This window comes from Lysobacter enzymogenes (assembly GCF_017355525.1).
In the GTDB taxonomy this organism is placed as follows: Bacteria; Pseudomonadota; Gammaproteobacteria; order Xanthomonadales; family Xanthomonadaceae; genus Lysobacter; species Lysobacter enzymogenes_C.
Genome location: NZ_CP067395.1, coordinates 2,430,325 through 2,450,449 on the forward strand (window position 1 = coordinate 2,430,325; position 20,125 = coordinate 2,450,449).

General features: G+C 70.7%; 18 protein-coding genes. 12 read left to right on the forward strand and 6 right to left on the reverse strand.

Annotated elements, in window-relative coordinates; translation table 11 throughout:
- The first annotated feature begins 252 nt into the window (after positions 1-252).
- The 4 genes from JHW38_RS25500 (at position 253) to JHW38_RS25920 (ending at position 2,622) form a co-directional block, all read left to right on the forward strand.
- Positions 253-804, forward strand: a complete 552-nt coding sequence (locus tag JHW38_RS25500) for an RNA polymerase sigma factor (RefSeq protein ID WP_242691380.1) — start codon at positions 253-255, stop codon at positions 802-804.
- Positions 801-1,274, forward strand: a complete 474-nt coding sequence (locus tag JHW38_RS10125) for a hypothetical protein (protein WP_207525783.1) — start codon at positions 801-803, stop codon at positions 1,272-1,274. Before JHW38_RS25500 ends, JHW38_RS10125 begins: the two co-directional genes overlap by 4 nt.
- A gap of 5 nt (positions 1,275-1,279) precedes the next feature.
- Positions 1,280-1,780 (forward strand): DUF3106 domain-containing protein, encoded by a 501-nt coding sequence (locus tag JHW38_RS10130; RefSeq protein ID WP_207525784.1) that lies wholly within the window; start codon positions 1,280-1,282, stop codon positions 1,778-1,780.
- A 407-nt stretch (positions 1,781-2,187) separates the two neighbouring features.
- Positions 2,188-2,622 carry a DUF6053 domain-containing protein gene (locus tag JHW38_RS25920; protein WP_428995295.1) on the forward strand — a complete coding sequence of 145 codons (435 nt, stop codon included), beginning with the start codon at positions 2,188-2,190 and terminating at the stop codon, positions 2,620-2,622.
- Here the strand turns inward: JHW38_RS25920 and JHW38_RS10135 are convergent.
- Positions 2,540-3,658, reverse strand: coding sequence for an NAD(P) transhydrogenase subunit alpha (locus JHW38_RS10135; protein ID WP_207525785.1), 1,119 nt, complete (start codon positions 3,656-3,658; stop codon positions 2,540-2,542). The genes JHW38_RS25920 and JHW38_RS10135 overlap by 83 nt on opposite strands.
- Positions 3,659-3,904: 246 nt before the next feature.
- Positions 3,905-6,202 (reverse strand): DUF1631 family protein, encoded by a 2,298-nt coding sequence (locus tag JHW38_RS10140; RefSeq protein WP_278249810.1) that lies wholly within the window; start codon positions 6,200-6,202, stop codon positions 3,905-3,907.
- Between the two features lie 132 nt (positions 6,203-6,334).
- On the opposite strand from JHW38_RS10140, the gene JHW38_RS10145 reads away from it, so the two are divergent.
- The 3 genes from JHW38_RS10145 to JHW38_RS10155 all read left to right on the forward strand — a co-directional run bounded on the left by JHW38_RS10145 (position 6,335) and on the right by JHW38_RS10155 (position 8,631).
- Entirely contained in the window at positions 6,335-6,916 is a 582-nt protein-coding gene (locus JHW38_RS10145; protein WP_207525787.1) for a nitroreductase family protein, read from the forward strand.
- Positions 6,917-6,974: 58 nt separating this feature from the next.
- Positions 6,975-7,913, forward strand: a complete 939-nt coding sequence (locus tag JHW38_RS10150; protein ID WP_207525788.1) for a 5'-3' exonuclease — start codon at positions 6,975-6,977, stop codon at positions 7,911-7,913.
- Positions 7,914-8,052: 139 nt separating this feature from the next.
- Positions 8,053-8,631: an NUDIX hydrolase gene (locus tag JHW38_RS10155; RefSeq protein ID WP_207525789.1), complete on the forward strand. Its 579-nt coding sequence runs from the start codon at positions 8,053-8,055 to the stop codon at positions 8,629-8,631.
- Positions 8,632-8,854: 223 nt separating this feature from the next.
- On the opposite strand, the gene pip is transcribed toward JHW38_RS10155, so the two are convergent.
- Complete coding sequence (gene pip, locus JHW38_RS10160; protein ID WP_207525790.1) at positions 8,855-9,796, reverse strand: prolyl aminopeptidase; 942 nt, start codon at positions 9,794-9,796, stop codon at positions 8,855-8,857.
- Between the two features lie 184 nt (positions 9,797-9,980).
- On the reverse strand, positions 9,981-10,826 hold the full coding sequence (prmC, locus tag JHW38_RS10165; protein WP_207525791.1) for a peptide chain release factor N(5)-glutamine methyltransferase: 846 nt from the start codon (positions 10,824-10,826) through the stop codon (positions 9,981-9,983).
- Positions 10,827-11,536: 710 nt separating this feature from the next.
- On the opposite strand from prmC, the gene JHW38_RS10170 reads away from it, so the two are divergent.
- The 3 genes from JHW38_RS10170 (at position 11,537) to JHW38_RS10180 (ending at position 16,690) form a co-directional block, all read left to right on the forward strand.
- A complete protein-coding gene (locus tag JHW38_RS10170; RefSeq protein WP_207525792.1) occupies positions 11,537-12,763 on the forward strand; it encodes a hypothetical protein in 1,227 nt (408 codons plus the stop codon).
- Positions 12,764-12,809: 46 nt separating this feature from the next.
- On the forward strand, positions 12,810-14,675 hold the full coding sequence (locus JHW38_RS10175) for a tetratricopeptide repeat protein (RefSeq protein ID WP_207525793.1): 1,866 nt from the start codon (positions 12,810-12,812) through the stop codon (positions 14,673-14,675).
- A 404-nt stretch (positions 14,676-15,079) separates the two neighbouring features.
- Positions 15,080-16,690: a PKD domain-containing protein gene (locus JHW38_RS10180; RefSeq protein ID WP_207525794.1), complete on the forward strand. Its 1,611-nt coding sequence runs from the start codon at positions 15,080-15,082 to the stop codon at positions 16,688-16,690.
- A 192-nt stretch (positions 16,691-16,882) separates the two neighbouring features.
- Here JHW38_RS10180 and JHW38_RS10185 read toward each other — a convergent pair whose 3' ends face one another.
- On the reverse strand, positions 16,883-17,410 hold the full coding sequence (locus JHW38_RS10185) for a carboxymuconolactone decarboxylase family protein (protein WP_091802742.1): 528 nt from the start codon (positions 17,408-17,410) through the stop codon (positions 16,883-16,885).
- 377 nt (positions 17,411-17,787) lie between these two features.
- Positions 17,788-18,327: a peroxiredoxin gene (locus JHW38_RS10190; protein WP_057948623.1), complete on the reverse strand. Its 540-nt coding sequence runs from the start codon at positions 18,325-18,327 to the stop codon at positions 17,788-17,790.
- Between the two features lie 154 nt (positions 18,328-18,481).
- Here JHW38_RS10190 and oxyR point away from each other — a divergent pair, with 154 nt between their 5' ends.
- Positions 18,482-19,429, forward strand: a complete 948-nt coding sequence (gene oxyR, locus JHW38_RS10195) for a DNA-binding transcriptional regulator OxyR (RefSeq protein ID WP_207525795.1) — start codon at positions 18,482-18,484, stop codon at positions 19,427-19,429.
- Entirely contained in the window at positions 19,426-20,076 is a 651-nt protein-coding gene (locus JHW38_RS10200; RefSeq protein WP_207525796.1) for a hypothetical protein, read from the forward strand. Before oxyR ends, JHW38_RS10200 begins: the two co-directional genes overlap by 4 nt.
- The last annotated feature ends 49 nt before the right edge of the window (positions 20,077-20,125 follow it).

Genomic DNA, 20,125 nt, shown 5'->3' on the forward strand with positions numbered 1-20,125 from the left:
CCGGCACGCCCGCCGCCGCCCGGGCGCGCGCGGCTGAGGCGCCCGAGCGTGCTGCAACCGCCCGCCGCCCGTATCCTGGAGGCCGTGAGCGTCGACCACGACCCGCTGCCGCCGAACGACCCGCTGGAGCATCGCTACGACGCTCGCGGGCCGCAGCGTGCGCAGGCGTCGGGCCCGCGGCCGCCGGCGGACGCGCCGCGACCGGCCCGCGCCGCCTACGGCGAGGCCGTTCGCGGCGACGCCGAGGACGCGCTGCCGCCGCTGCCCGAGCCCGAACCGGCGCCGGCGCGGCTGCCGGCCAGCCTGGAGGAATTCCTCGCCGGCCTGGGCTCGCGCGCGTTCCGCTTCGCCGAACTGGGCCTGCGCCACCGCGAGGACGCGCTGGACGCGGTCCAGGACGCGATGATGAAGATGCTGGGTTACCGCGAGCGTCCGGCGCAGGAATGGACGCCGCTGTTCTGGAGCATCCTGCGCAGCCGCATCGTCGACGTGCAGCGGCGCCGGGCGTTCCGCCTGCGCTGGCTGCTGCCGGCGGCGCGCAACGAGGACGACTCGCCGGCCGACTGGGCCGACGACGGCCCCGACCCGCAGCGCGCCCACGACGGCCGCGAAGCCTACGGCCGGCTGGCGCAGGCGCTGCAACAACTGCCGCGGCGACAACGCGAAGCGTTTTCGCTGCGGGTCCTGGAAGAACTCGACGTCGCCACGACCGCGCGGGCGATGGGCTGCAGCGAAGGCGCGGTGAAGACGCATCTGTCGCGGGCGCGCGAAGCGCTGCAGCGGCAATTGGAGGAATGGCGATGAACACCGACCCGCGCAGCGCCGAAGGCCGCACCCCGGCGCCGCACCGCGCAAGCCCGGCGGCCGATGCGGATGCGCGTTTCGACGCGGCCCTGCGCGCTTTGCACGCGCAGTCGCTCGAACGCGTGAGCCCGCAGGTCCGCCAGCGGCTGCGCACGATCCGCAGCGAGGCCGCCGCGCAGCCCCAGCGGGGCCGCGGCGGCCTCCTCGGCTGGGCCCTGGCCAGTTCCGGCGTGGCCGCGATCGCCCTGGCGCTGGGCCTGCAGTTCGTCGGCGGCGGCGTGCCCGCGCCGGGCCCGGCGACGGCGCCGGTCGAAGTCGCCGCGGCGCCGTCGCGCGCGGCCGCCGCGCCGGTCGCGGTCGAGACCGGCTACGACCCGGACACCGCGGTCGCCACCCTCGACGAAAACCCCGATCTGTACCTGTGGCTGGCGTCCAATTCCGACGCCCTGCCGCGCACCCACGTGGAGTGACCGCCATGCGCCGTACCTTCTTCCGCCGCGCCGGCCTCGCGCTCGCCCTGGCCGCGCTCGCCGCGCCGGCGCTGGCCGCGCCGCCGGCTCCTGCCTCGGCCTCGGCTTCGGCCGCCAACCTGCCGGCCTGGGACCAGCTCAGCCAGGCCCAGCGCGAACAACTGATCGCGCCGATGCGCGACCGCTGGAACACCCAGCCCGACGAGCGCCAGAAGATGCTCGACCGCGCCCGCCGCTGGCAGCAGATGACGCCCGAGGAGCGCCGCGAGGCGCGCAACGGCATGAAGCGCTGGGAAGGGCTGGATCCGGAGGAGCGCGGGCAGATGCGCGCGCTGTTCGCCAAGATGCGCGGCCTCGACGACAACGGCAAGCGCGCGCTGATGGAGAAGTGGCGCGCGATGACGCCCGAACAGCGCCGCGCCTGGGTCCAGGCCAACCCGCCGCCGCCGAAGCCGCACGGCGACCATCCGTTCGGGCCGCCGCCCCCGCCGCCGCCGCGCAATTGACGACGAACCGCCGCAAAAGCCGCGCCCGCCCCCTGCAGGAGCGGCGCGAGCCGCGACCGCGCCACCGCAACAACGTCGCAACAGGCCGCAGCCGTACGCAATCGATCCCGAGTTGCCGCGAACGCCGCGCCGCCTCCCCTGTAGGAACGACGCAAGTCGCGACCGCGCAACCGCAACAACGACGCAACAGGCCGCAGCCGCACGCAATCGATCCCGAGTTGCCGCGAAAACCGCGCGGCCTCCCCGTAGGAGCGACGCAAGTCGCGACCGCGAAGCCGCAACAACGACGCAACAGGCCGCAGCCGCACGCAATAGATGCCGAGTTGCCGCGAACGCCGCGCCGCCTCGCTGTAGGAGCGACGCAAGTCGCGACCGCGAAGCCGCAACGACGACGCAGCGGCCCGCCGGTGTACGCAATCGATCGCGACAGCGGCGTAGATGCGGTTTCGCGGTCGCGACTCGCGTCGCTCCTACAGCGGGCGTTACAGGGTTCAACCTCCGCGCGAACGCGGAGATCCGATGCTGCGGGGCAGGAACCTGGGCAGCGTTCGGATCTCCGCGTTCGCCGGTTCCGTTTCGCCGGCGATGCGGGCTCCGCTGCTGCGGCACAGCCTCGAAACCCGAGGCTCGCGGTTGCAAGAGCGCCTTCAGGCCCGACGCCTTTTTCTCAGCGCATCGCGATCTGCAACAACAGCGCCGGGCCCGACGGCCCTCCCACAAAAAAGGCCCGCACAAAGCGGGCCTGTTCGCACCGACCGCTTACGCCGCCGCGCTCTGCGCCTCGGCCTTGCGCTCCGGCCACACCGTCTTGGCCAGCAGCTCGTCGTTCCAGTCGTACTTGAGTTCGCCGCCGTCGACGAACAGGCTGACGAAGTTGAACACGTTGCGGGCGAACATCTCGCTGGCATGCACCGCGCCGGCGCTGGCGAGGTTCAGCGGGCCGGCGATGATCACGCCGTCGGCGTCGATGGTTTCGCCGGGACGGGTCAGTTCGCAGTTGCCGCCGGTTTCCGCGGCCAGGTCGACCAGCACGCTGCCGGGCTTCATCCCGGCGATCATCGCCGCGGTCACGATCTTCGGCGCCGGCCGCCCCGGCACCGCGGCGGTGCAGACGATCACGTCGATGTTCTTGAGGTGCTCGCCGAGCCGGCGCTGCTGTTCGGCGCGCTCCTCGTCGGTGAGCTGGCGCGCGTAGCCGCCCTCGCCCGCGGCGCTGACGCCGAGGTCGAGGAACTTGCCGCCGAGCGATTCGATCTGCTCGCGCGTTTCCGGACGCACGTCGAAGCCTTCGACCTGCGCGCCCAGGCGCTTGGCCGTGGCCACCGCCTGCAAGCCGGCGACGCCGGCGCCGACGATGAGCACGCGCGAGGGCCGGATGGTGCCGGCGGCGGTGGTCAGCATCGGGAAGAAGCGCGGCGCCAGTTGGGCGGCGATCAGCACCGCCTTGTAGCCGGCCATGCCGGCCTGCGAACTGAGCACGTCCATGGCCTGGGCGCGGGTGGTGCGCGGCAGGCGCTCCAGCGGGAACGCCAGCAGCTTGCGCGCGACGATGGCCTCGCCGCGCGCGGCATCGGCCTGCGGCTGCAGCAGCCCGACCAGGGCCGCGCCTTCGCGCAACAGGTTCAGCCGCTCGCTGTCGGGCGCCTGCACGCACAGCACCACGTCGGCCTCGGCGGTGGCGCCGGCGGCGTCGTCGGCCAGTTCGGCGCCGGCCTGGACGTAGGCCTCGTCGGTGAAGCTCGCGCCGCGTCCGGCGTCGCGCTGGATGCGCACGCGGGCGCCGCGGGCGACCAGTTTCTTGCAGGTTTCCGGCGTCAGCGCCACGCGCCGCTCGCCGGCAGCGGTTTCGCTGGCCACGCCTATCGTGATGCCCGACATGCTCTGCTCCGTGCCCGGTTCGCCGCATCGTAGCGGATGCGAAGGCGCGCGCGCGATCCCGGCCGGCGAACGGTCGCTCAGAAGCGGCGGGAAGTCACAGGGGCGCCACCGATGGAGCACGCCGTTGCGAGAGTGCTTCAGTCTTGAGGCCGGCTGCCGGGAGCGCGGCGAGCCGGGCGGAAAGCGCCGCGGCCGAAGCCCCTGCCACCGCAGCGAGCCGCGTGGCGGCCCGCGCTTCGCTCAGCCTCAGATCACCCGGTCCAGATGCCTGCGCACCTGCCGCATCGCCTCGTCGAACGCGGTGCGCTCGGCGCCGACCACCAGGCGGCCGTTGGAGGCCAGCACCGCCAGTTCCTCGGCCGAGGCGACCAGGGCGCGCACGCCGCGGCGGTTGACCAGCAGCAGGCGCGAGGTCAGCGGGCTCAGCCAGGCCACCTTGACCGCGATGGTTTCGCCTTGCAGGTTGGTCAGGCGCAGCCAGTCGCCGGGTTCGAGCTGGCGCATGCGCTCGGCCAGCAGCGGGTCGTGCCCGCCCTGCGCGGCCTGATCGTCGAGGTAGCGGCGGCGTTCCTCGGCCACGTCTTCCTCGACCTCGGCGGCGCTGGGCTGCGGATGGTCGGCGCGTTCCTTGTCCGGCGTGGCCAGCGCGCGCACCAGCCCGGCCATCGCGTGCTGCGCGGCGCTTTCGTCCAGGCCCGAGGACGACAGGCACTGGATGATGATCGGCTGCAAGGCCAGCAATTGATCGGCGAGTTCGCGGCCGCGGTTCTCGGCGGCGAGCTTGTCGGCCATGACCAGCGCGTCGCCGAGCGCCATCGCCTGGGCGCGGCGCTTGGGGTCTTCGTTCTCGCGCAGCAGCACCTGCACCAGATGGTGGCGCCACGGCGTGGAAATGAAATCGGCGACCGCCGAGGTCAGCTTGCCGTCGGCGATGCGCTCGCGCACCGCCTGGTCGGCCTGGCTGCGCGCGGCGCCGAGGCGCTCGCGGCCGTAGGTGGCCTTGGCCGCGCGCTGTTCCTGCAGTTCGATCCGGCGGCGGTGCTGGGCCAGCATCGCGTCGAGCTCGGCGTGGGCCAGCTCGAACACCGCCAGGTCTTCGTTGTAGTCGGAGACGATGCGCTGGGAAATGTCCGAAGCGCGCTCGAGCAGGTCGCGGTCCTGCGGGGTCTCGCCGTCGTTGCCTTCGCAGGCCTCGGTGATCGCGTCGAGCAGGCGCCGCGCCGGGTGTTCGCGTTTGACGAACACTTCGTTGTCGGTCAGCGCGACCTTGACGTAGGGCATGACCAGCCGCGCGTACACGCGGCGGGCGCGGTCCTGCAGGGCGTGGTTGCGGAACAGCGAGTCGAACAGCAGCGCGACCAGATCGATCGCGTCGTCTTCTTCCGGGCTGAAGCAGGTCTGGTCGGGATTGAAGCCGAGCCGGCGCGCGCCGTCGTAGAGCTGGTCGCGGATGGTCTCGCCGAGGCGTCCGGACACCGCCAGCGCGCGCGCGAACGCGTCGGACGGCTCGGGCTGCAGCAGCGAGGCCATGCCGACGACTTCGTCCACGCGCAGTTCGCGGCGCTGGGCCATCGTGCGCTGCGGCTGGTGGCCGGGCGGCAGGCCGCCGGTCTTGATCATGCCTTCGCGCCAGGCGTGCAGTTGCGTGCGCAGTTCGGCCAGCTCGGCCGCCATCGCGGCGACCTCCACCTGCGACACCGGCGCGCCCTGCGCCGCGTAACCGGGACTGGCGCCCGGGCCCGCCGGCGGCGGATACGATCCTTGTTGATAGTCGTGCGGCACGGACGCTGCGGCCTCGCGATGCGGAACGGTGTCGAACACGCCGTCGAGCGTGTTGCGGTCGCGGCGATCTTCGGCCGCCGCGCGCGCCGGACCGGCGGCCGGCGGCGGCGCGCCGGCGGCCATGCCGTAACCGGCGGTGGCGAGCAATTGGTTGATGCGCGCGTACATGTCGCCGAGCAGCCGCGCCAGTTCCTGCTCGTACTGGCGGAACAGGCGCATGCGCAGGCTTTCGGTGACCTGGGCGTCGGCGTAGACCGAGGTGAAGGCGCGCACCAGCCGGTACGGCCCGATCGGATTGACGCCGTCCGGCGCTCCGAGCGCCTGGGCCAGCATCTGCAGGCGCGCGCGCACCATCTCCAGCGGACGCTGGTAGCGGTGTTCGAGCAGTTCGATCAGGCGCTCGCCGTCGAGGTCGAACGCCAGTTGCTGTTCGCCGACCAGGGTCAGCGGCGAACCGCCGACCCCGCCGACCGCCGCGCCGGGCGCGCGATACGCTTCGAAGCCCGCGGCGATCTGCTGGCGGAAGGCCATGACATGACTGGCCTGTTGCTGGCGCAGGACCCACAATGCGGCCTGATCTTCGAATTGGTGGTTGCGGCCGTCGCCCTTGAGCGAATCGGCCTTCAGGGCGTCCTCGATCGGTCCGTACAGGGAACCGGGCAGCCCCCCGAGTTGCTCGAGCGTCTGTCGTTTGAGTTCTTCGAGCACGCGCGCAGGATCCGCCCGCGTGTTGTGAACGACGCCGTGCAAGTGACCAGACACTCGCAGTTCCCCCTGGTGGATGCGGCACGTCTTTTTACGACCGCGAGCGTCAGGATAGTGCCTAGATTCGACCAAGCTGCGACCGTCACCGTGTCGCCGTTCATTTTTGTGACCAAGGTTCAGATTCCTTAAATGCCCAACCTCGACGCCCCCCTTCTCAACGCCCTCGACCAGCGCCGCTCGGTGCCGGCCAAGCAACTTTCCGCGCCCGGACCGGACGAATCCACCCTGCAGCGTATGTTGGCCTCGGCCGTGCGCGTGCCCGACCACGGCAAGCGCGTGCCGTTCCGCTTCCTCACCATTCAAGGCGACGCCCGCCACGCCCTCGGCGAACGCCTGGCCGCGCGCGGCATCGAACGCTTCCCCGACGCCGGCCCGGCGGCGGTGGAGAAAGACCGCGGCCGTTTCTCGTACGCGCCGCTGATCGTCGCCGTCATCGCCCAGCTAGGCCCGGACGAGAAGATCCCCGAACTCGAACGCACCCTCACCGCCGGCTGCGTCTGTTTCGCCCTGCTGCAAGCCGCGCAGGCGCTCGGTTACGGCGCGGTGTGGCTGACCGGCTGGCCGGCCTACGACGAGGAAGTGGCGCGCTGGTTCGGCGTGCAGGCGCACGAGCGCATCGTCGGCTTCATCCATATCGGCACCGCCCGGCTCGACGCGCCCGAACGCGAACGCCCGGACCCGGCCGCGCTGACCCAGGCCTGGACGCCGTGAGCCGGGGCCGCGCGCACTCGCCGTATCCGCGCCGCGGCGCACGTGCTGGAATGGGCGCATGACTTCGAACGCCGCCGCCGCGCTCACGCCGGTCTATCTGATCGACGCCAGCCTGTACGTGTTCCGCGCCTGGCATTCGATCCCCGACGACTTCCAGGACGCCGAAGGCTGGCCGAGCAACGCCGTGCACGGCTTCGCCCGCTTCCTGCTCGAACTGATCGAGCGCGAGCGGCCGCAGCACATCGCGGTGGCGTTCGACGAAGCGCTGGACTCGTGCTTCCGCAACGCGCTCTACCCGGCCTACAAGGCCAACCGCGAACCCGCGCCGGACGCGCTCAAGCGCCAGTTCGGCCATTGCAAGGCGCTGTGCTCGGCGCTGGGCCTGAGCGTGCTGGCCGACGTGCAGTACGAGGCCGACGACCTGATCGGCAGCGCGCTGCTGCGCATGCGCGGGCACGGCTACCGCGGCGTGATCGTCTCGGCCGACAAGGACCTGTCGCAGCTGCTCGACGCCGCCGACGAGCAATGGGACTTCGCCCGCGGCCTGCGCTGGACCGCCGCCGGCGTGCCCGAGCGGCACGGCGTACAGGCGACCCAGATCGCCGACTACCTGGCGCTGTGCGGCGACGCGGTCGACAACATTCCCGGCGTGCCCGGCATCGGCGCCAAGACCGCGGCCGCCCTGCTCGGCCATTTCGGCAGCCTCGACGCGCTGCTGGCGCGGGTCGAGGAAGTCCCGTTCCTGCGCCTGCGCGGCGCCGCCAGCGCCGCGGCCAAGCTGCGCGCGCACCGCGAGCAGGCGCTGCTGTGCCGGCAGCTGACCACGATCGCGCTGGACGCGCCGCTGGCCGACGACGGCGGCCACTACCGCCGCGGCCAAGCCGACGCGCAGACGCTGCAAGCGCTGTGCGACCGCCTGCGCTTCGGCCCGATGACCCGGCGCCGGCTGTACACGGCGGTCGGGCTCGACTTCGCTGCGTCACAGGTTCCGTCGTAGCATCCAGGTCTTCCCGCGGAGTGCGCGCAACGCGCGTTCCGCCCGCGCGCCGGCGCGGATCCGCACGGCGCGCCCGCATCGATTCCGAATTTCCACTATCGCCCGCCGCCGCGGCTGCGGGCCACCGGCGAGGACCGCTATGACCGCAGACGCCCGACCCCAAGATCATTCGGCCCAGCACGACCCCGTGGAAACCATCTACAACGGCCAATGGCTGCGGATGATGCGGCGCGGCCACTGGGAATACGCCGAACGCACCCACGGCAAGGGCATGGCGGTCATCATCGTCGCGGTCACCCCGGCCGACAACGTGCTGTTCGTCGAACAGTTCCGGGTGCCGCTCAACGCCCGCACCATCGAAATGCCGGCCGGCCTGGTCGGCGACGACCACGCCCACGACACCCTGGAATCGGCCGCCGCGCGCGAACTGGTCGAGGAAACCGGCTGGGAGCCCGGCAAGGTCGAGGTGCTGCTGACCGGCCCGACGTCGGCCGGCATGAGCAGCGAACGCATCGCCTTCGTGCGCGCGACCGACCTGCGCCGGGTCGGCCCCGGCGGCGGCGTCGCCGGCGAGGACATCCTGGTCCACGAAGTCCCGCGCGCGGACGCGCCGGCGTGGCTGATGGGCAAGCAGGCCGAGGGCTACGAGCTCGACCTTAAGCTGTGGGCCGGGTTGTGGATGATCGAGCGCAATCCGGACGGGTCGCCGGCGCGGTGACGAACTGCCGCGCAGTCCGACTGTAGGAGCTGCGCGAGCTGCGACCGCGGGGTTTCCGCTCGCGTCGCAACTCGCGCCGTAGTTGGATTGTCGCGGTCGCGGCTCGCGCCGCTCCTACAGGAGGCTTCCTGCAGGAGCGGCGACCACGAGGTTTGCGTTCGCGCGCGGGTACAACGGGCCCCGGCCGCGATGCGATCCGCGTGCGGATCGCATCGCGCCGCGCTCAGGCGAACTTGTCGGTCGCGCGCACCAGCGCGTCGATGTTCTCGGCTTCGAACGCGGAATGGCCCGAGGCCGGGGTGATGCTCAGTTCGGCCTTCGGCCAGGCCTTCTTCAGTTCCCACGCGTTCTGCACCGGGCAGACCACGTCGTAGCGGCCGTGCACGATCGCGCCGGGGATGTCGGCGATCTTGTGCGCGTCGCGCAGCAGCTGCTCCTCGACTTCGAAGAAGCCGCCGTTGACGAAGTAATGGTTCTCGATCCGGGCGAAGGCCAGGGCGAACTGGGCGTCTTCGTGGCCGCTGACGAAGTCGTCGTCGACGTGCAGGAAGCTGGTCGCGCCTTCCCACACGCTCCACGCGCGCGCGGCGTCGAGGCGGGTCTTCTCGTCTTCGCTGGTCAGGCGGCGGTGGAACGCGCTGATCAGGTCGTGGCGTTCGACCGGCGGGATCGCGTCGACGTAATGCTCCCAGGCGTCGGGGAACAGGCGCGAGGCGCCTTCCTGGTAGAACCATTCCAGTTCCCAGCGGCGCAGCATGAAGATGCCGCGCAGCACCAGCTCGGTGGCGCGCTGCGGATGGGTCTGCGCATAGGCCAGCGCCAGGGTCGAACCCCAGGAACCGCCGAATACCTGCCAGCGCTCGATGCCGAGCTTGACCCGCAGCTTCTCGATATCGGCGACCAGATCCCAGGTGGTGTTGTCGACCAGGTCCGCGTGCGGCGTCGAGCGCCCGCTGCCGCGCTGGTCGAACAGCACGATGCGGTACTTGGCCGGGTCGTGGAAGCGGCGCATCTTGGCGCTGCAACCGCCGCCGGGGCCGCCGTGCAGCATCACCACCGGCTTGCCCTCGGGATTGCCGCACTGCTCGTAATACAGGCTGTGGCGGTCGTCGACCTGGAGCGTGCCGGTGTCGAAGGGTTCGATTTCGGGATAGAGCGTGCGCATCGCGGGCCTCGCAGTCGGGATGCGCGCAGTTTAGCCGGCCGCGCCGGGGCGGTCGGTGCCGGGCGCGGCGGTTCGGGTCGGCGGGCCGGAGTTGGGGCCTGGGCTGGCGGGCCGGCATTCGCCGACCCGGCTCGGCGGTTCCCAGTGCGCGCGGTTCAGAACGCGGCGCCGTGGCCGCACATGTTCAGCCCGGCCGGCGGCCGAGGCTGACGCGGTCGCGCTGCTCCCAGTCGCGCTCGGTCGCGACCTCGCTCAATCCCGCCGCCGCCAGCAGCGCGCGCACCGCCGCGCCCTGCTCCCAGCCGTGTTCGATCAACAGCCAGCCGCCGGGATGCAGATGCGCCGGCGCCTGCGCGGCGATGACCCGGATCGCGTCGAGCCCGTCGCGGCCGGAGGCCAGCGCGCCGGCCGGTTCGAAACGCAGGTCGCCCTGCTCCAGGTGCGGATCGGCCGCCTCGATGTACGGCGGGTTGCTCGCGATCAGGTCGAACCGCTCGCCGGCCAACGGCGCGAACCAGTCGCCGTGACGGAACTCCACGTTGCCCAATCCGAGTTCGAGCGCGTTGGCGCGCGCCACCGCCAGCGCCTCGGCGCTGACGTCGACCGCCAGCACCCGCGCGCGCGGCCGTTCGACCGCCAGGGCCAGGGCGATCGCGCCGCTGCCGGTGCCGAGGTCGGCGAGGCGCAATTCGGCCTGCGCCGGCAGCCGTTCGAGCGCGAGTTCGACCAGCCGCTCGGTCTCCGGCCGCGGGATCAGCGTCGCCGGGCTCACTTGCAGGTCGAAGCGCCAGAAACCGCGGCGGCCGAGCAGATAGGCCACCGGCTCGCCGGCCTCGCGGCGCGCCAGCCAGTCGTGGAACTGCGCCAGCGCGGCCGCGTCGGGGACGTGGTCGTCGTGGGCGAACAGCCAGCTGCGCGGGCGCCGCAGCGCCGCGGCCAGCAGCAGTTCGGCCTCGGCCGCCTCGACCCGGCTGCGCGCGCGCTTGAGCAGTTCGCCGACCCGGACCGGCGCCGCGCCGTCGATGCTCATTCGACGCCTCGATCGGCGCCAGCTGCGCTTGCGCTTTTCGGCCCGACTCCGTCGCAGACGCATTGCGCATTGCAACAAAAAAAATCAATTACCCGTTTCATGACGTATTCCAAAGGGAGCCGCTGCGAAAAACCGGCAAGGCCGACGCATCGAACCGATCACAAATTTGAACAAAAAACCGCAGCGGCGTCACCAAATCGAACTGTCGAATTGCGCAAAGAAGACGATTCGAAGCCACGTGTTGTCAGCCGAAAAAGATTCGTGATAGCCAAGACGGCGAGGATGTCCGCTCGCAGCACGGCTTCGCGGCCGATGCTGCGGGAGCATGCTCCGTCCGCGCAAGCGGGCGTCGCTTTCAACTCAACCAGGAAGTTTTTCTCATGAAGAAGATTTCGATCCTGAAAGTGCAGAAGCTGAAGACCACCTCGGTCGCCGCTTATCCGATCTGGTTCTGCCTCCCCTGGCCGCGCCTGTGACCTGAGCCGCGCCGGCGACCGGCCGCGTCGAGACGCGGCCGCACACCCGGCGTGCGCATGACCGAGTGCCGCCAGGGACGGGCGGATCCCCTTCCATCCCGGCTTCGTTGCCGCATCCGCGCAAGCGGGCCGCGGCGGCGGTGTGGCGCGCTCGCGTCGTGCGCGACGTGAGGAAGCGGGCCGGCGAGCGATCGCCGGCCCGCTTGCGCAGCACCGCAACCCGACGGCCCCGCGATGGCGAACAGCGACGACCAGACCTATTACGTGATCCCGCTGTCGGTGCAGCGCGAGGGCGACGCCTATTACATCGGCAACGCCGAGCTGGGCGAGTTCTACGAGTTTCCCGAGGACGGCCTGCGCATCGTCGAGCGGCTGCAGGCCGGCGACAGCGTCGGCGCGATCAAGCGCGCGCTCGGCGCGCGCGACGCCGGCGGCGCGGTCGCGCTCGAAGACACTCTCGACGTCGACGATTTCGTCGCCCAGTTGCGCGACATCGGCTTCATCCTGCCGCCGCAGGAGCGCGACGCCTACCAGCGCCGGCTCGAAGAATCCGCCGCCGGCGACCGCCGCCTGTCGTTCCGCGGCAACACCGCGCTGGCGCGCGCGCTGTTCTCGCCGGCGACGCTGGTCGCGTACCTCGGCGTGCTGGCCTACGCCGGCTACAGCGCCTGGATCGACCCGCGCCTGCGCCCGAACCTGCAAGCCTTCTACCTGGAACAGCACCTGACCCTGACCCTGGTCGCGCTGCTGGGCCTGTACTTCGTCACCACCATGCTGCACGAGCTCGGCCACATGCTGGCCGCGGCGCGCTACGGCGTGAACTCGCGCCTGGGCATCGGCAACCGCCTGTGGGATCTGGTCGCCGAAGCCGACCTGACCGGCATCCTGTCGCTGCCGCGGCGCCAACGCTATCTGCCGCTGCTGGCGGGCATGATGGTCGACGTGCTCAACATCGCCCTGCTGAGCCTGGCCGTCGGCTGGCTGCTCGACCGCGGCGGCGATCCGTTCGTGGTGCAGCTGCTGCAAGCGCTGGTGCTGCAACTGCTGATCACCCTGTCGTGGCAGCTCAACATCTTCCTGCGCACCGACTTCTACTACGTGGTGTGCAACTACTTCGGCCATCCCGACCTGGACCAGCAGGCGCGGCTGTACCTGCGCGACCGCCTGCACCGTTTCAGCGGCGGCCGCATCGGCGCGGCCGCCGCGCCCGGCGCGCTGGTGCCGCGCAACCTCGGCGTGCTGCGCGCGTTCTCGCTGCTGTGGGTGGCCGGGCGGGTTTCCGCGTTGGCGCTGCTGGCGTTCGTGCTGATTCCGACCCTGACCCGCTACATCGTGCGCGCCTACGACATCTTCGCCAGCCCGGCCGCGACCCGCGCCGCGGCGCTCGACGCGACCGCGTTCGCGGCCATTTCCGTGGCCCTGTTCGCCGCCGGCATGTACCTGTGGCTGCGCCGGCGCTGAGCCGTTCCTTCGAATCCGAAACGACATTCCGCATAAGGAGATTGCGATGAACCTCGCCGCCGACGCCCTCGCGCCCACCGCCGCGCCGCTGCGCCTGCGCCCGCCCGGCGCCGCCGCGCCCGCCGGCGCGCCCGCGCGCCGCTTCGCCATCGACGCCGACTTCGGCCACGGCGGCACCTGGGCCGGCATCGCCGACCTGGCCGAGGCGGCGTGGCGCGAACTGGGCGAACGCGGCCGCGAGGACCTGATCGACGCGCACAACCCCGAACTGCACATGGCGCTGGCGCGCCACCGCGACCGCATCGCGCTCAAGTACGCCTGCCTGACCGAGACCGCGCACGATGCCGAGCGCACCCGCAATTTCCCGCTCGACCGCGCCTACCGGCTGGTGCACGGGCTGGTCGGGCTGATGCTGGACTGGAAGCGCGCGCTCGCGCCGCAGCAGCCGTGGCGGGTCGCGGCGTACGGCTACGACCGCGCCGAGCATCTGGCCGCGCGCTTCTTCGCCGAACTGGCGCGGCGCGGCGCGGACGCGGGCATCGAAGTGGTCGCGTACAGCGCGCTGGACGCCGCCGCGCTCGCGCAACGCGCGCCGGGCCTGTCGGCCGAGCCCGTCGCCGACGACGGCGCCGCGCCGACGCCGCCGGTCGCGCTCGACGAGGCGGGTTACGTCGCGGTCCACGCGCAGCTCGAACGCGGCGATCCTCTGGCCTGGGAAATCCACGCGCCGGCGCTGATCGCCTACCACCGCGCCCGCGGCGAAGACGCGCTGGCCGCGCGCGCCGCGCTGCGCGCGCTGTGCCTGAGCAACCACTACGGCTATTACCACGAGTCGGCCAGCTTCGCCGACGCGGTGCTGGCGCATTTCGAGGACATGGTCGGCGACGACCAGGACGCGCGCTGGAACTACATCGGCAACATCTTCCAGGGACTGGTCAGTTCCGGCCAGCAGGAGCGCGCGCTGGAACTGATCCTGACCCGCGCCGAGCCGCATCTGACCCGGATCGAACTGCGCGCGAAGATGCACTACCTGCTGTCGATGATCCACCTGCGCTACGCGCGCAAGCCCGACATCGCCCTGGCCGAGCGCTACATCCTGCAAGCCGCGCAGGACATCGCCGCCGCGCGCGGCCGCATCGACGACGCCGACCAGACCTTCCTGAGGGTGTTCATCGACAACGGCCTGGCGTTCCTGCGCGTGCGCCAGGGCCGCGCGCCCGAAGCGCTGGCGCTGTGCGAGAGCGGCTACGGCCTGCTGACCCGCGAACTCGGCGAAGCCCGCCACGCCCTGCACCGCTCGGTGCTGCAGTACAACGCCGCCCAGGTCTACGTGATGCTCGACCGCGCCGACGACGCGCTGGCGCATTACCGCAAAGCCATCGAGATGGATCCGTACTACTCCGAGTACTACAACGAAAGCGGCAACCTGCTGCAGCGCCAGGGCCGTTACGAGGACGCGCTGGCCCAGTACGAACTGGCGATCCGCTACAGCGCGCCGTATCCGGAAGTGCACTTCAACCGCGGCGTCTGCCAGTCCCATCTCGGCGACTGGGAGGCGGCGCTGGCCAGCTTCGCGCTGAGCCTGGAGCTCAACCCGCAGCAGCCGGAGATCCATCAGATCCGCGCCGAGATCCACGAGCAGCTCGAAGACGCCGACGCCGCGCTGGCCGATTACGACGCCGCGATCGCCCTGGCCGCCGACTCGGTGACCGCGCGGGTCAACCGCGCGGTGCTGCACTACGGGCGCGGCGACTATCCGCTCGCGCTGGCCGACATGGACCGGGTCATCGCGCTCGACGACGGCCAGCCCGAGCATTACGAGAACCGCGCCGAGATCCACAAGGCGATGCAGCGCGACGAGCTGTACCGCCGCGACCTCGACCGCGCCGAGGCCTGTCGCGCGGCGGCCTGATCGACTCGGCCTGACGACGCGGCCTGACGACACGAACCGGCGACGCGGCCTGAGCGTCGCTCGCGGCCGCGACCCCGCGCCGCGCGCCGCCCGCGCGCGGCGTTCGCGCAAGCTCGTGCTGCGGCGCAACGGCGACCGGTGCCTGCGTCGCCGTAGCCGCTGCAGCGCGCTTCGCCGCCGCAGCGCGCGCAGTGGCTTGATCGGATGGGAAAAACTTCGCCGCGCCCGCGCGGTTAAACGTTTTTGCGTTGTTTAAATCGATCTAAACGTTGACACCGGGAAATTCCCGCTCGCACTGTCGCCTCGTCGCCGCCCCGGCGACAGGCCGGCGCGAACACGGCGCGCGCGGCTCCCGCCCGCCCACCGCCGCGTCTTCGCCGACGCCCACCGCAGGGAATCGCACCATGCCCAAGCCGACTCCGCATTCCACCGTTGCCGACCGTTCGCGCCGCTGGCGCCTGCGCGCCCTGGCGCTGTCGCTGGCCGCGCTCGCCGCGCCGGCGTCCGCCGCCGAATCGGCGATCTTCGGCGGCGGCCCGTTCTATTCCGGCGGGCAGACCGTCATCAACGACCTCAAGTCCTCCGGCTTCACCACCGTGTTCCTGTGGAGCATCCACATCGAGGACAACGGCGACCTGGTCTACAACGACATCCCTATCGTCAAGAACGGCGCCTACACCGGCAGCGACGCCGACTGGCCGGCGCGGCTGGCCTCGCTGAAGACCGCGCCGACCTCGGTCAAGCGGGTCGAAGTCTCGATCGGCGCCTGGGGCGTGCCCGACTTCGAACGCATGGCCAAGCTCGCCAACGGCACCGCGGCCGGTTGCGGCAGCACCCTCGTCTGCGGCACCGGCAGCACCAGCATCCTGTACCGCAACTTCCAGGCGCTGAAGACCGCGACCGGCGCCGACGCGGTCAACTTCGACGACGAGAGCCACTACAACGTCGCCGACACCACCGCCTTCGGCCAGATGCTGGTCGCGCTCGGCTACAAGATCACGTTCGCGCCGTACACCAACCAGAGTTTCTGGAAAGGCGTGAAGGACAACCTCGGCGCCTCGGTCGACCGCATCTACCTGCAGGTCTACGACGGCGGCGCCGGCAACGACCCGGCCAACTGGAACACCGCGATGGGCATGACCGTGATGCCCGGCCTGTGGACCAAGCACGGCAGCGGCTGCACCGCCGGCGACAGTCCCGCCTCGGTGCAAACCCGCATGGCCGGCTGGAAGACCAGCGCCGGCATCAACGGCGGCTTCCTGTGGCTGTACGACGACATCCAGAAGTGCTCGGCGCAAGGCACCAGCGCGCAGTACGCGGCGGCGATCAACAATGCGCTCAGCGGCAACAGCGCGCCGGTGGCCAACTTCGGCGTGACCGTCAACGGCCTGACCGCGAACTTCAGCGATTCCTCCAGCGACGCCGACGGCAGCATCGCTTCGCGCAGCTGGAATTTCGGCGACGGCTCGACTTCGACCGCGACCAACCCGTCGCACGCCTACGCCAGCGCCGGCAACTACACCGTCGGCCTGACCGTCACCGACAACGGCGGCGCCAGCAACACCAAGACCTCGACCGTTTCGGTCGGCGCCGGCAACGTCAACCTCGCGCTGAACAAGCCGACCACCAGCTCGGCCGCGTGCAACAGCAACGAGAGCGCGGCCAAGGCGGTCAACGGCAGCGTCTCCGGCGGCAACACCGACAAGTTCTGCTCGCTGGCCTCGCCGGCGTGGCTGCAGGTCGACCTGGGTTCGGCGCAGACGGTCAGCAGCTTCACCGTCAAGCACGCCGGCGCCGGCGGCGAGTCGGCGAGCTGGAACAGCAAGGCCTTCAGCATCCAGACCTCGACCAACGGCAGCAGCTGGAGCACGCCGGTGTCGGTGACGGCGAACAGCGGCAACACCTCGACCCATGCGATCGGCGCGACCTCGGCGCGCTACATCAAGCTCAACGTGACCACGCCGACGCAGAACGGCGATCCGGCCACGCGGATTTACGAGTTCGAGGTGCGCTGAACCGCGTCGTAGCCACGATGCCCCCTGTAGGAGCGGCGCGAGCCGCGACCGCGACAACGCGACTACGCCGAAACTCGCGCAATCGTTGCGTTGTCGCGGTCGCGGCTCGCGCCGCTCCTACAGGCAAAAAAAAAGATCGCCGGTGTTGCCACCGGCGATCCCCTACCACCATCCAACTTTTAAGCGCGCGGCTCAGGCCTGTTCGAGCGCCACCGCCACCGCATGCACCACCGCGCCGATCTTGAGCGCGCTCTGCACGCCCTGCGCGCTGATCTCGTGCTTGCGCAGCACCTTCTCGTGCGAGTCCATGCAGGCGCCGCAGCCGTTGATCGCCGACACCGCCAGCGAGGCCAGTTCGAAGGTCATCTTGTCGATGCCCGGGTTGGCCATGACGTTCATGCGCAGGCCGGCGCGCAGCTGGCCGTACTCCTCGTTCTGGATCAGGTGGGTGGCGCGGTAATAGATGTTGTTCATGCCCATCACCGCGGCCGCGGCCTTGGCGCCGGCGATTTCCTCGGCCGACAGCTTCTCGGCGGCGAAGGCTTCGATCGCCTCGGTCAGCGGCTTGTAGCGCGAAGCGATCGCGCACGACAGAGCGATGGCGCGGATCTGCTTGGCGTCCAGGCCCTGCGAGCCGGCGTCGCTGAGCACGCTGTCGAGGTTGAGCTTGAGGTCCTTGGCGTAATCGGGCAGCGAATTGCGAAGATCGGTAAGGCTCATCGGAAAGCTCCTGGAATTCTCGAATCGGGGGACGGCCGCGATGCGCGCGCTCAAGCGCCTGGCGGGCGTGCGCAGGCGCACGGCTGGCTGGGAACTCGATCTGGGCGTAAACGCAGCGGCCGCGCTTGCAGCGAGGTAAAAACAGCCGGGGCGAACCCCGGCTGCAGGCACCCGCACGGAGGGGAGGGAGGCCGGTGCGACCGGCCGCATGCGGGGTAGTGCCGAAGAAGACTGCGCTGCCGGCGCGAACCGGCGGCGCAGGGAGAACCGAGGGGGCGCCGGGTCACGGAATCCGGCGCCGCGGGACGAACGTCCCGAGGTCGAAACCCTGCGCCGGGCCGCCGTTCGGGGGCGGCCGGCGCCGGGCGCCTTGCGGCTTAGGCGACCTTCAGGGTGTTGTCGCCCTGGTTCCAGTTGCACGGGCACAGCTCGTCGGTCTGCAGGGCGTCCAGCACGCGCAGCACTTCCTGCGGGTTGCGGCCGACCGAACCGTCGGTGACGTAGACGAAGCGGATGATGCCTTCCGGGTCGACCAGGAAGGTGGCGCGCTGGGCGACGCCGTCTTCGCTGAGGATGCCCAGGGCCGAGGTCAGGTCCTTCTTGATGTCGGCCAGCATGGGGAACGGCAGGTCGCGCAGGTCCTTGTGGTCCTTGCGCCACGCCAGGTGGACGAACTCGCTGTCGGTGGACGCGGCCAGCACCTGGCAGTCGCGGTCCAGGAACTGCTGGTTCAGGTCGCCGAAGCCCTTGATCTCGGTCGGGCAGACGAAGGTGAAGTCCTTCGGGTAGAAGAACACCAGCAGCCACTTGCCCTTGTAGGTGTCGTTGTCGATGTCCGCGAAGGCGGTGTCGAGGTTGTCGATGCCGACGGTGGCCTTGACCTTGAATTTCGGGAACTTCTCGCCGATCGAAAGCATGCGGGTATCTCCTGGATGGGATGGGAGGGTGGTGAAGGAAGGGGGGTGCAGCGGAGGCACAACCTTAGGACGCTTATGTTGCGCTACAGCAATTGATTACTGAAATGAATTGTTCCTATTATGCCGATAGCCATCTTCAATTGACAGCCGAGCGATGAACCTTCGAGACCTCAAATATCTGGTCGCCCTCGCCGATCACAAGCACTTCGGCCGCGCCGCCGCGGCCAGCTTCGTGAGCCAGCCCACGCTTTCGACCCAGATCAAGAAACTCGAGGACGAGCTCGGCGTCTCGCTGGTCGAACGCGCGCCGCGGCGGGTGATGCTGACCCCGGTCGGGCGCGACATCGCCGAGCGCGCGCGCAAGGTCATCGCCGATGTCGAGCAGATGAGCGAGATCGCGCGCCGCAGCCAGGATCCGGAGGCCGGCACGGTGCGGCTGGGCCTGTTCCCGACCCTCGGCCCTTACCTGTTGCCGCATGTGGTGCCGAACCTGCGCAAGCGCTTCCCGCGCCTGGAGCTGCTGCTGGTCGAGGAAAAGACCGACCAGATCCTCGCCCGCCTGCGCGACGGCCGCCTCGACGCCGGCCTGCTGGCGCTGCCGATCCACGACGACCAGTTGCACGTCGAACCGCTGTTCGACGAACCCTTCATGCTGGCGGTGCCGCAGCAGCATCCGATGGCCGCGCGCGACGCGCTGGACCTGCACGATCTCGACGACCAGCACCTGCTGCTGCTCGAAGAAGGCCACTGCCTGCGCGACCAGGCCCTCGACGTATGCCGCATGGCCGGCGCCGACGAACGCGACGGCTTCCGCGCGACCAGCCTGGAAACGCTGCGGCAGATGGTCGCCGCCGGCGTCGGCATCACCTTGCTGCCTACGCTCGCGGTGCAGCCGCCGGTGCCGAACTCGCCCGACATCCGCCTGCTGCGCTTCAACGGCAAGGCGCCGCACCGGCAGATCGGCATGCTGTGGCGGCGCAGTTCGGCGATGTCGGAGTTCCTGATGCAGTTGGCCGACGAGTTGCGCAAGCTGCCGGCCGCGCTGTTGCAGCCGCCCGGCAACCCCACCGGCAAGCGCAAGCCGGCCGCGGGCGCGCGGTGATCGAGCTGCGCCGCGAATGGATCGCCGCGGCGCTGGCGCTGTGCGCGGTCGGTTGGTGGTATTCGCCGATTTCGCCGCGCGCGCTGCCGTTTCCGGCGCAAATGCCCGGCTTCGCCCAACCGTGCCTGCCGCCGCCGCTGGTCGCCGCCGGCGCCGAACCCTTGCAGACCGCGGTGCCCGGCGAACTGCGGCCGTTCCGGCTCGAAGCCGGCACGCTGACGCCGCTGGCCGGTTTCAGCATCGACGCGCGGGTGCTGTCGCGGCGCGATTACCGCGCCGACCGCCTGGCCGATTTCGCGCCGACCGATCTGGCGGTCGGTTGGGGCCGCCTCGACGACGACGCGGTGGTGGCGCGCATGCGCTTCAAACAGGAAGTGCGTTTCGTGACGTATTACTGGGACCAGGAGCCGCCGATTCCGATGCAGGAAATTCTACGTTCCAGCGCCAACCTGCACATCATCCCGGCCGATGCGCAGGTCGCGCGCGAGCTCAAGCGTACCCGCGCCGACGCGCGCGTGCGCGTCGACGGCTGGCTGGTGCGGATCGACTCCAAGCGCGGCTGGGACGCGACCAGTTCGCTGACCCGCGACGACACCGGCGCCGGCGCGTGCGAGATCGTCTACGCCTGCGCGATCCAGGTGCGCTGAGCGCGCGGGCGCTCGCGGCGAGCGCATCTGCGCGAACGCGCGCGCGACG